The sequence below is a fragment of the Paenibacillus sp. FSL F4-0243 genome, from assembly GCF_037963295.1.
Taxonomy (GTDB): Bacteria; Bacillota; Bacilli; order Paenibacillales; family Paenibacillaceae; genus Paenibacillus_AQ.
This window is the reverse complement of the sequence record NZ_CP150151.1, coordinates 219,691-232,511: the sequence shown is the minus strand read 5'-3', so window position 1 is coordinate 232,511 and position 12,821 is coordinate 219,691. Positions and strand designations below refer to the sequence as shown.

At 42.6% G+C, this 12,821-nt stretch carries 9 protein-coding genes; all 9 read right to left on the bottom strand.

What is annotated here, in order from left to right; translation table 11 throughout:
• Positions 1-4: 4 nt before the first annotated feature.
• A complete protein-coding gene (locus NSS87_RS01090) occupies positions 5-628 on the bottom strand; it encodes a hypothetical protein (protein ID WP_076299962.1) in 624 nt (207 codons plus the stop codon).
• A 144-nt stretch (positions 629-772) separates the two neighbouring features.
• Positions 773-1,456 carry a Crp/Fnr family transcriptional regulator gene (locus tag NSS87_RS01085; RefSeq protein WP_339244289.1) on the bottom strand — a complete coding sequence of 228 codons (684 nt, stop codon included), beginning with the start codon at positions 1,454-1,456 and terminating at the stop codon, positions 773-775.
• Positions 1,457-1,780: 324 nt separating this feature from the next.
• Positions 1,781-3,322, bottom strand: a complete 1,542-nt coding sequence (locus NSS87_RS01080) for a glycosyltransferase family 39 protein (protein WP_339244288.1) — start codon at positions 3,320-3,322, stop codon at positions 1,781-1,783.
• A gap of 29 nt (positions 3,323-3,351) precedes the next feature.
• A complete protein-coding gene (locus tag NSS87_RS01075; RefSeq protein WP_339244287.1) occupies positions 3,352-5,412 on the bottom strand; it encodes a glycosyltransferase family 2 protein in 2,061 nt (686 codons plus the stop codon).
• Positions 5,409-6,797 (bottom strand): sugar phosphate nucleotidyltransferase, encoded by a 1,389-nt coding sequence (locus NSS87_RS01070; RefSeq protein ID WP_339244285.1) that lies wholly within the window; start codon positions 6,795-6,797, stop codon positions 5,409-5,411. The genes NSS87_RS01075 and NSS87_RS01070 overlap by 4 nt, the downstream gene beginning before the upstream one ends.
• A gap of 424 nt (positions 6,798-7,221) precedes the next feature.
• Positions 7,222-8,727, bottom strand: a complete 1,506-nt coding sequence (locus NSS87_RS01065; RefSeq protein WP_339244284.1) for a CehA/McbA family metallohydrolase — start codon at positions 8,725-8,727, stop codon at positions 7,222-7,224.
• 46 nt (positions 8,728-8,773) lie between these two features.
• A complete protein-coding gene (locus NSS87_RS01060) occupies positions 8,774-9,631 on the bottom strand; it encodes a DMT family transporter (RefSeq protein WP_339244283.1) in 858 nt (285 codons plus the stop codon).
• A gap of 7 nt (positions 9,632-9,638) precedes the next feature.
• Positions 9,639-10,784, bottom strand: coding sequence for a glycoside hydrolase family 88 protein (locus NSS87_RS01055; RefSeq protein WP_339248371.1), 1,146 nt, complete (start codon positions 10,782-10,784; stop codon positions 9,639-9,641).
• 232 nt (positions 10,785-11,016) lie between these two features.
• Positions 11,017-12,774: a beta-galactosidase gene (locus NSS87_RS01050; RefSeq protein WP_339244281.1), complete on the bottom strand. Its 1,758-nt coding sequence runs from the start codon at positions 12,772-12,774 to the stop codon at positions 11,017-11,019.
• Between the last annotated feature and the right edge of the window lie 47 nt (positions 12,775-12,821).

Here is a 12,821-nt window from a genome sequence, read left to right as displayed (position 1 = left end):
CTCATCACCGCATATTTCCAATAACACTACTTCTGGAATCTTGCATTTTTTTAATAAAATTTGTCATTGTATCAAAAGCTTCGTTACGTTTATTCGTTAGACTTTGCAGGCGCAGCATGTCCATTTGCTGACTATTACTTGCACTATCAATCTGTGATTTGATTTGTCCCAACAGATTCTCAAGTTGCCCTTTTGTTTGCGGTATAGCCATACTCATAGCAGTAAACATGGCCCCCTTGTCATCTGCCAGCTTTACAGCAGCGTTGGCCTCGGCACCTGAAGGAAGCTTCGCTAGCTCTTCATTGATCACTCCTAACAATTGATTCAGTTTTGAGATTGTTTCATTCTTGGCTTGTACGGATGCGATTTGATCTTTCAACTGATCCTCTAACATACTTGCACGACTCGACTGTACAGCCATCATTGCTGCTTCAAGATCCATGCCCTGAATGTTAACCTGTGTCATACCACTCATATCAACGCTACCTACCGAATTTTGCGTGGCATTTCCATTCAGGGCATCCTTAACAGAGTTATACACCGAATTGTTATACAACAAAGCCCCTCCTACAATGATCCCCAGTACAAAAGTACCTGACATAGATAAAACTAATTTTTTCACGCTCATTTCATTTCCTCTTTTCATTTATGGATGATCATTGCGTCATTACGATTAACAAATCCAAATATGCGCTTTCTTTGTTAATATTGTTATATCATTTTGGGTGATAAATGGTCTGTAACCCCAATTACAATTTCCAAATACTCGAACTCAAATCACATCAAGTATCTTTCTAAGTCTATCTATGTTGCACACAAGTATTTTCCTCTGATCAATACGTATCAACTGCTCATCCTGTAATCCAAGCAATGATTTTGTCACGGTCTCGCGCGCCGTTCCTGTCATATCCGCCAGGTGTTGATGCGTCAGCTTCAAATCGATTAGAACACCCTCATCAGAGGGCACTCCATGCTGTTCTGTTAGACGCAGCAACACGCGAGCAATGCGCGTACGCACATCAATAACGGTTAAGTCTGTTATTAATTTATTGGCATCACGTAGACGATCTAACGCTGTTTCCAAAATGCCGATTAGTATTTCCGGATTACTTTTTAATAAGGGTATGAAATCGCGTTTTTTCAGAATACATAAGGTGGATTTCTCAATGGTTCTTGCAGACGCAGAACGTGCTCTTTCATTTTGCAATAAAGCCATCTCTCCAAAGAAATCACCTTCTCTAAAAATAGAAAGGATTACATCCCTAGAGTGGTTATCTTGATAGATTTGAACAACTCCAGATATAACCAGATAGAGTTCCTCTCCCTCTTCACCTTCAAAAAAGATGGACTCTCCCTTTATATAAGTACGCTCGCTACACAACTTGGCAATTTCAGCTAAATATTCATCATCAAGATGTTCGAAGAATGGGAAATCTCGTAACAGTTGTGGGTTCATCTTCAAGAGCAGCCTCCAGTGTATCATTTTATAATTTCTATTAGGCTTCAACTCTAGCAAAAGTTAAATCTTTAGGACCATCCTTTATTGTAATACTTTTAAATTAAGATAAATAGTGACTGTAGTCATCAAATTATCATATGACATTTTTACATTTTATGGATTAATAATCCTGGCAGGATATGCTTTTCTTCAAGTCTTTAGACAGGTCATAGAAAGCAAAAAACCACATCCTCATGCGGATGTGGTTTTGGGTAGAGGCGAGGGGATTTGTTGTTGATGATAGCTTAGGGCTTAGGAGGTGAAGGATTCATTATTTCAAGCCTACTTCACCTTATATAGTTTCCAATAACCATTAAACTCTTGATACAATGTAGTCCACTCTGCTCCATTTTCATAGAGATCCGGATACTTTTGGTTCACTCCATCTATGGACAAAACGGCTTTCGGGTTTGGAAGCAGGATAAAATCAATGTTATGCTCTGCAGGATTTTCAAGCGATTCTACAAAATCATCATCACTTGTTATAACGAAGTTTTTAGGATTGCTGCTGCCCATAATAATTCTAAAGCTGCTGAATGAGTCTGTAAGAATCATCTGGTTAGGCACATTTTTATTAATGAATGCTGTTACCGCTGCGCCAGCTTGTTGTTCTTCAAACAGCTTATTTTGACGGAAAGCCTCATATTCATCGGATGCGATTTTCGGATTATTCATCATCATACCCATGACTACTCCGCTTATAAGCATCCCAATAATGAGCAGGGTCGATCCTACTTTACGAAATCTCATTTTGCTAATCTCGTAAGGAATCCACGCAACAACGATCGGAAATACATACATGTAGTATCGAATCCACGCTGCAGTCCCTCCCCTTAGCAAAAGAATAACTTGCATCGAAGGTATTGAGAGTGCAAGTATAAGCAGCATGAGAAAATCCCATCTGAATATTCGCCGCTCTATGATACGCATCACAAATATAATAATGAGCGGTATACTGAAATACCATAAACGCTCCGCAACGAAAATTAAAGTAGAAATAGGGTTATTAACCAGCGAAGTAAATTTCTCATCTTCCATTAATAAGGTAGCTTGTCCTAAATTCCCGTAGCTGGATGTCAGAAAGTAAAATCCATCCCCCATAATTGTATAGTTGAAGAAAATCCATAACAATCCTGAGAAAACAACCGGCGTTAATAGAAGAATCCACGTTCCCTCGACTTGCTGCAACCGCTCCTTCATTAATTCTTTTTTGGTCTGCATTATCCAGATAAGGACCGCTACTGCTAGTGCTGCCCCAAAAAATACAGTTTCGTAACGTGTCCAAAAAGCAAATGCAATTGCAATGGCTGCTATAACCAAAGGTCTTGCACCATCTTTATGCATCCAGAGCAGCATTTGGATCACAGCTATGTTAATGAAATAAATGAAGATAACCTCTGTTAGTCCATTAGCTCCATAATAAAAAATATACGGATTAAAAGCGTAAAGCAGTGCAAAGATGATGCTTAACCATTTGTTCAAACCGAATTGCTTTCCAGCCTTTACTAATAACGCTACAGTTAGAGCAGCAAATAAGCTGGAAACAATAACGGCAGCTAATCCTTCTGATGCAAGTGCTGGGAATAGGGGATAAAATACAAGTAAAATCATCTCCATAAAACTCGGGAGAGGATTCCAGACAAACCCAATATTTGCAAGGCTCGGCTCACGACTATAAAGGACATAGAAAGCATTAGCTACACGGCTTGAAGCGTCTCCCGACATAAATCCATAAATGGATGTTAGGTAATATCCTACCCCCAACTCTAGTAACAAAACCAAAAAAAAGATAATATATTTTGATCGTTTCCATGTAACTGACATTCAATTCACCTATCCATTTATTTGTTGGCCTACATCGATGTATCCATTTTTGAATTTGCATGATGTGTATCCATTGTAGCGTGTCCGTGAGTCGTTTTTTCCCAATAAAATGGCTTGGTGACGAGTTGGATTGCCGCCTTAATTGCTGCGATACTCATCAACACCCAATAAATCGGCGTCAACAATGTGTATTTGATAAGTGAAAATGAAAATACTTTATTTCCTTTATTATGTAAATCTCTTGTTACCCAGTAAATACCAACAGTAAGACTATATACAAAAATAAAATTGCCAATAAACAATTCAAATGCGGCAAAATAATAAATTGGACCTGGGAAAAATAGAGGTATGATTTCTACTTTCGCCAAATACCACAGCAACAGCATTGTCCAAAATATAGGGTTTAATAAAGGCAGCATGGGAGTTGCAAGCACCATCGCTTGAAAGCCAAAAAAGCCTTTTGCTCCGAGGTCACGCCAAAGCTGAACCGGGTTACGCATATGGACAAGCCATGTTTGCATATAACCCTTAATCCACCTCGACCGCTGTCTAATCCAGTTGCCTACTCGGCTCGTTGCTTCTTCCCATGTTCTGGAGTCAACAATAGCCGTCTTGTATCCTTCTTTATATAGTCGAACTCCAAGATCCGCGTCTTCCGTCACGTTGTACGGATCCCACGCATTAATTTTCTTCAATACATCCGTCTTAAAATGGTTTGAAGTGCCTCCCAAAGGTATTGGAATATCGAGTTGCATTACTCCTGGCAGAAGCAATTCAAACCACATGCTATATTCATGAGTGAACCAGCGGGTTAGCAGATTTTGATTGCTGTTGTAATAATTAAGCTTTGCCTGTATACAGCAAACATTTTCTTGACTCGCCTGAAAGGCAAGGTATACCTTTTTCAGTTGATCTGGATCGGGACGATCTTCCGCATCATAAATAACTACATATTCTCCTCTTGCCCGTATAAGACCGTAGTTGCAAGCTTTTGGTTTAGTCTTGGGCAAGCTGTGCGGCACAACAAGCACCGTAAAATAAGATGGAGGCTTAAACGCTCTCAGTAATTCCTGGGCTTCGACATCGTCCTCTTCAATTAGCAGCCTGACATCCAATTTCGATCTAGGATAATCTAAGTTTTCAATATTTCGAATAAGCTGTGGAATGATATTGCTTTCCTTATAGATAGGAACCAGTATGCTATATACCGGCAAGGATCTTTCATCTATAGCTGCAATTTCTTCCTCCGTGTACCTAAGCTGAGCTGATTCCTTTGCCCCGTAGATTAAAATGGAATATTTAAAGACCGACATCAATAAATATCCGATTTGAACAACGATGTTAAATATGATTAATGTCCATAGCCAATCCCATATCAAACCGCCCACAAATAATACACCGGATATAAGTAATCCAATGGTTTGTCTTTTCGTAAACGTAATATGTGCGGAATCTTCTGGTTTTTCGGCTATAAGCTTATCCGTACTTTCCAACATGAGCTCCTCGACGTAAACTTCTTTCCAGAATAATTCCATCTCGTCTCTAGTTGCCATTACTTGTTCAATCGGGCTGTCCAGGTATCTTTCTAGTTCCCTCACCTGTTCCTGAGATAGAATGCTACTCACCGCTACCAAGTACCGGTTGAAATCTCTATTTAAAATAATCGCATTATAAGCACGGGCCATCGTTTCTGGCAATTTATGCTCCTGCTCAAATGAAAACTCCACGCCGATACGACCCATATTATTCTGAGTGGCAATGGCCCGATATAGCTGATCAGGTTCAATAAAACGGAACGATAACAAAATATCTCCCAGAATACCTCCACTTTTCTGTTGAAACAAAAGAGCTTGATCCAGCTGTTCTTGCGTAATCTGCCCTGTATTCACCAGCATTTCGCCTAGGCGTCCTTTGCTTGGAAGCTGCTGAGTGAATAATTGAATCGCTTCGCGATCCACACCTTCTAGTTTCATAATAATATCGCCTAGGCGACCGCCAAATCTTGTCTGGTAATCGATAGCTTCTTGCAGCTGTTCGTTCGTAATTAAGCCTTCGCTCAACAGTGCATCCCCAATACGTACAGGCTTCATACGAATATTCTTCCTTTCCTTAGGAGCCTGTGCTCTTCCCAGTCGTAGTCATATCTTGTTATGTCTTCTTCACTAACTTCAACACCAATTTGAACCTCAATCAGGTCAAGGCCATCTATCGCCCTAATTGCATGTTTCGATCCACACTTAATATGAATCACATCGCCTGAACTCACGGTAAAGCGTTGCTCATCAACAACGACATCCCCATTTCCGCTAATAATCGTCCATATTTCTTCGCGCATCGTATGAATCTGGTAGCTAATATGTTTTCTAGCCCATACATGCACCCGCTTCGTAACTACGTGCTGGTCCATCTCGTTTTTCTCTATATCAATCACACGGTACCATCCATATAGGGTCTCTTCGTACATAGGCCTTGCTGAAATGGGCTCTATCAGTTCCTTTAGCTTGGGACTGAGTTTTTTATCCGCGAACAAAATCCCGTCTGGACTGGCCGCGATAATTGCATTGGAAATCCCCATCACAACGATTGGGATCTGCAATTCATTGACGATATGTGTATTTACACTATCCTCACTTAGAATACCTTTTCCATTCAAGTAACTTGGCATCGTGGTTGTCCATTCATCCCAGGTTCCCAGATCACTCCATTTTCCTTCATACGGTTTCACGACAACGTTTCTTTCCTTCTCAACCACTTCATAATCAAAGCTGATGGCAGGCATCGTGTGATATTGAGTAAGAAGCTCCTCGTATTGCCTAGGCCGTTGTGACGCATCCAATAATTGAAGTAGATAGCCTAAGCGGAAAACAAATACCCCGCAATTCCATAGCGCACCCAAAGCAATCAATTGTGATGCTTCGTCTGAAGCAGGCTTTTCAACAAATCGGTCAATTGTTAACAAAGCTGCATTATCATCTGAAGAATCAGGAAGAATATAACCGAACTTCTCTGAAGGATGTGTCGGTTTCAAGCCAATAAGCCCTATATTTGCTGTCGATGATTCAAATTCAAGCGCAAGCTGCTTAATAGCAGCAAAAAAGCCTTCATCCGATTCAACATCGACAGGCATGACTACAACTACCTCATCTTCGTTCACATTCCATTTTGTATGCAAAAAACTCGATGCTAGACATATTGCCGGGAAAGTATCCCTCTTAACGGGCTCGAGCACGAGAGTAACATCATCGCCAAGTTGAGATTCGATGACCTCTTGCTGTACCCTGCTTGCTGCAATGATCGCCGAAGAAGCAAGATCATACTTTTTTAAGTTGTTCCATACTCGTTGGATCATTGAAGTTTGACTTTCATTAATGCCATTATCACTATTCATTACCTTTATAAACTGTTTCGAACGATAGTCGTTTGACAACGGCCATAATCGCTTTCCAGATCCGCCAGATAAAAGTATTATTTTCATAGTATTCTCCTTCTAGCTATTAATGAAAGATCAAATATCTCAATGAAAGGAACCTAAAGGCAGCACTATTAATCTAGTTATTTGAAGATACTCATCCAAAATGGCAAATAGCCGTAATCACATCTAGATAATTCATACATAATCTAACATATTAACCTTCCAAATACTAGAATTCTACATTTTCCTTAAAAAAGGATCCTATTATACAAAAAAATATGGTCAAATTGTTACGAGGACCCTAGAGATTGTAAATAAAGCAAAAACCACATCCTCTTGCTGATGTGGTTTTACATGGCGGACCCGAATTGTAGCTATGCGAAATCACAATTCACCTGAGCTCAGAACCTGGGTAGCCTATTTACGTGTATACGGTTTGTAAAATTGTCTTATCCGCTAGCTTCAACAATAAATGCAGCATCTATTTTCACGTCAGGTTCGCACTTGCCAAGAGCTCGTTATAAGTTGTGATCTGCGGCTTCTTAGAACCATAATAAACTGGATTCGTAAAGGCGAGCAGCGTCCCCGCTTCATCACGAATGTCAAAGCGATACCAGTTATACGTCCCCTCTTCTAAAGCTATATTCCATTCCAGCACCTCAGGTACTTCTCCTGTGGCCGTTATAGATACATCCCTTACCGATTCAGCAATTCCGTTGTGGATCAGTGTCACTCGAGCGTTGACATCACTTGCTACGCTTAATGTGCAAGTCACCTCATGAGATGCTATTTCTCCTTGTTCCTGACTGAATGCAGCAGACAGGTCACAGCCGAAGCGATAAGTATTACCACCAGCTTGAATCGATGCATCAATCACTGGACCACGCGATACATAAACATGCCCATTTCGCACACCTTCTAATACTGCATCTGCACTCAGATCATCACACCACACATACGTAGCAGGATCCCCGATTAAAGAAGGAATTGGGCTATCATCATAGCTCTCAGTTGGTAGCATATGTGAGTCAGAGCCGCCAATACCTGTAATGCGGTAGCCTTCATTCCAGCTTGCTGTCCATAACTGCAATGCTTTCTCGGTAGCTACATTGTTAGGAGAAAAGGTCGGGTCATTCCATATTTCCATGGAATGTACTCCCTCCAACTGCGTCTCTCCGTATAGCCAAGCCCATGGCGTCAGCATCGGATGATTAATTGAGCAAATCGCCCCCAGCTCTGCCGCCTCTTTCATCAATCGATCCATACCCTGCTGAGTGGTTAGGCCTCCATCCGGTGAGGTTGCTCGCCAATCGATCCATTTTCGAAGTCCAAGTGCATTCCAATGTCCGTCGCCAGCTGTTACCTCTACACCTGGAATGACGAGCGCATCTCCTTTAGCCCAAGATGTAGACATTACATTGTGATCTGTCGCTACAAAGAAATCCATACCTTGCTTCAGTGCCTGCTCACGATTCATAAGCTGAGTCATCTTGCCATCGGACAACACGGTATGCGTATGGAAATCCCCCTTGTACCAACGGCTTCCTGCCTGCCATATCTTCGCCCAGTCATAGTTTTCCATTATGAAGCCAGCATTCAGCTTGCCGCTGTTCCAATACTCACGTTCGCCCTGAATTTGCGCAGATACATACTCGTCTGGCAATGTGCCACAACCAAATTCCCACTCAGCTTCAAAAGTTCTGCCTTCTTCATTTGAAACTTCAAGCATCCATGTGCCGGTCATAATCGGCCCTGGCACCGCTATTGAACTCGTTAATTCCGGTTGGTTATGAACGACAATGAGCCGCTCGTTTCCACCATCCAGAAAGCAGAATCGAATATGTTTTTCCGAATCAAACAAATGTAATCGTCCCCACGATTTCTCCTTCTCATAAGTAAATCGAATCGCGAACCATTCGTACTCTTCTTCAGCCTCAATCGTGAAGTAGGTATTATTCTGTTCCAGCTTAACGGAAATTTGTCCTTTATTCATAGTTAGCCACCCTCCATATTCCAAGTTTAGTTGTACAATTCTTCATCTATCCAAGTGTTCCAATAATAATTATCCCTGCCGTAATCGCAATCGACATCATGACCCGCATTCTACCCTGCTGTTCCTTCAAGACTATTATGCCTAGCAGTGTCCCGAAGACGGTGCCTATCTCTCGGATCGGAGACAGATGTGCTAAAGGGCCTAGATTCATAGCAAATAAGAATAACAAGTAAGATCCTGGCGATAAAATGGAGCCGACTATAAGTGGCACCTTATTGATCTTCCACTCCGTCTTGACCGCTTTCGAGCGCAAGGCAGGCAATGTTAGAACAAGCATATAGCCAATGTTGCACAGGGCCAGTAATGCAAGCGGTGGCATGAATTCCAATATGTTCTTATCTGTCAGGGTATAGCCTGTTATGCATAAACCAACCCCAAGAGCATACATAAGACCCTTCATATACTTCTTATCTTGCAGCAATGTTCGATTCAACTTAAAGCCACCGATGCGGATCATTCCATAAATAATAAGCATTAAACCTGCCCATCCGAAGATGGAAAGGGACTCGTTATACATAAGTACACTTAGGACAGGAACGAGCAGTGCTCCTGTCCCACGCATAATCGGGTAAACCTGCGAAATATCACCGAACTGATACGCCTTCGATAGTAGTATGAAATACCCGCTCTGCAGCATTATAGATAGCAGTATTAAGCCGTAAGCTTTCAATGGAATCGTATTGCTTACTAGCCATTCAATCAGATATGGAGTAAGCAGCAAAAAACACGGGATATTAATCATCCATAGGAACACATCTTTGTTCATGCTACGTTTCGCAAACAAATTCCATATTGAATGCGTAAAACCAGATGCTAACACGAGTATGAGTGCGATAGTTGTCATTGTTTAATCACCGAGTTTCTTGTAAAGGTTGTGACTCGTACCAGTATCCTTTTATTCCTTTTTCCAAACGTATCAGTGCTTCGAGGTAGAAATAATCGCCCCATATCATATAATCATCTGGAGCTACATTTCCTCGTACATAGTAGGACCCATGTTTTAATAATCCCTCGGCTCCTTCTTCGCCAATAGTTGAATAATGAAGCACGAGTGAGGTCATCGACAGCTCAAACTTCTCTTCAAACTCAGCGCGATCGGGATCTGTATCGTCAAGAAGACTTAGCATCTCGATCAAGCCAGCTGCGGCGATCGCTGAAGCGGAACTGTCTCGATACGTATTCGCATTAACCGGAGCATCAAAGTCCCAATAAGCCACATAATCTTCTGGCAGTTGCCCAATAAAATAGGATGCCATACGCTTCGCCGTGTCCAAGTAAACTTTATGTCCTGTGTAGCGATAGGCAAGGGAAAAGCCATAAATACCCCATGCTTGACCACGAGCCCATGTAGATCCGTTCGTAAATCCTTGATGAGTCGCTCCGCCAAGCGCTTCACCTGTTTCCGTATCAAACACAAACGTATGGTATGAGCTATCATCCCCACGCACAAGATATCGCTGGCTTTGATCAGCTTGCTTAATCGCAACCTGACGATAACGCTCTTCCCCTGTTTGTTGATAAGCCCAGAACAACAGCGGGAGATTCATGAGACAATCAATGATCATTCGTCCCCCATGCTGTGCATCACCAGACAGTCCCCAAGCTTGAATATACTGTCCATCCTCGCGCCAACGACGCATGAGTACATCTGCCGCTTGTAGTGTCAATTCTCTTGATTCCTCATCCTGCTCCACCACCCATTGCGCCTGCGAGGATAAGGTATAGAGGAATCCAATGTCATGATGATCAAGAACGATGTTCTGTTCCATTCTCCGCTTGAAGCTTTTTACCGTAAGGCGTGCTGCCTCACGGTAAGCCTCGTCGCCAGAATACTCGTAGCACAGCCACAGCATTCCGCTCCAGAACCCGTTCGTCCAATCATCATTATTGTTCAATTCATACCTGCCGTTAACACTGACATGTGGGAAGCGATCTCCGAAACGCTCCACATTATTTTTGATCTTCTCCATTGCATCTTCAATTGCATGTTTCCACATGTCCTTACACCCTTTCCACGATCCATTCATCTCAGCGAAGCATTCGTTGCAGAACTGCAGCAGCCTCACCAGATAGTCTACATCTTCCTTAGCCCAATGATTGTCCATATCCTTGAATGTCTTCACATGCTCAACCAAGATGTAGGAATGTCATACAGAATGCTACTATAATTGAAATCCGTCTCTTTCTGATGCCCATTCAAGGTCTCCTCCTACTGAACCCATAGTAATATCACCCTAAGTCCGGTTGATCCTGAAGTGTAACTTGCAGGTCATTCGTACCATGCAATTCGAACACAACAATCTCATTCTCACCGGCATGCAGCAATGGCCCTGGAACATAAAGCGTCTTTTGCGGTCCCGCCTCCCAATAACGTCCGAGATTGAAGCCATTTACGAATACAATTCCCTTTGTCCAGCCCTCAAGTGCTAGGAAGGTGTCTGCGATATCTGCCTCTTGCTCAATATGGAAGGAGCCTTTATAAAATGCAGGTCCTTCTTTTCCTTCCTCAACATTAACAACAGGTTCATGTAGTAGATCGATATTGTCCATTGGTAGACTATGAATCGTCCAATCAAATAGGAACTGGAATCCCAATCTCGCACCCTCGGTAATTCCCTTACAATCTCTTAAATACGGTCCATAGTTTGTTCTGCCCATATTCTCGACTAGAATACGAAGCTCTGCTCCGCCCTCTGGTACATGGAACTCAATCGGCTGCGGATCCCAACGCTCAATAACTCCCTTATACTCTCCATCGAGAAATACGAGCGCACGATCATGTACCTCCTGCAAGACCAGTGAACAATTTTGTCTAGGACCGGAAACCTTCGTTGTATATAAAATGAAGCCATAATCCTGTCCAAGCTTCTCCATCGGCTCTGGGCAAGTTCGTTGCACAGGCGTCGACAGCACTGGCAGTAGGTCAAACAGCGGTGCTACTGGCTTCATCTGAACACTGCCATAATCCATCTTGCGAACAGGCTCAGGAAGCGGCATTAGCTCCGTATCGAGATATTTTGCAATAAGCTCCCTTAACAGAATGTACTTCTCCGTAACGTCCCCCCATTCTGTCAGTGGGCTGTCATAGTCGTAGCTAGTTACCGTTGGCTCATATATCCCGTGATTATTGGCACCATTGTAGAATCCAAAGTTTGTTCCGCCATGAAACATATAAAAGTTAACCGATCCGCCAGCCTTCAGCATATCCTCAAACACATGCACAGCATCCTGTGCATCTCGCGTATGATGCGGCTTGTTCCAATGATCGAACCACCCGTTCCAATACTCCATACACATTAGCGGCTTATCCGGCTGCACCTGCTTCAAACTATTAAAGGCTTCCTCCGTTCTCGAGCCAAAATTAACGGTTTCAAGAACTCCTGGAACCATGCCGCCTTGCAGCATGAAATCTTCAGGGCCATCTGAGGTGAACAGCAGGATGTCCATCCCGCGTGAGATCATGCTCTCCTGTATATGTTCTAGATATTTCAGGTCATTCCCATAGCTTCCGTACTCATTCTCTATCTGCATCGCGATGATCGGGCCGCCATTCGTACATAACAACGGCTTCAGCTTCGGCAGCAGCACATCATAATAAGAATCTATCTTAGATAAAAATACCTCGTCATAGCAGCGCAAGCGCATCCCATCCTCGGCAAGCAGCCAGGCCGGCATTCCACCGAACTCCCACTCCGCACAGATGTAAGGACTTGGGCGTACGATAACATGCAAACCTAACTCTGCTGCTGTTTCGATAAATGTGACGATATCCGCCATACCCGTAAAACAGAACTTACCTTCCTGAGGCTCATGAATATTCCATGCAACATACGTTTCTACCGTGTTAAAGCCGCAAGCCTTCAGCTTGCTCAATCGATCCTTCCAATACTCAGGAATTACGCGAAAATAGTGAATCGCTCCTGACACAAGCGTAAGGGGTGTACCCTCATAAAGAAATTGATCTCCTTGCACTGTGAATGATGCCATATTAGATACTCCTCTACTCATGAACTCGATATAGACTCCTTCTACCT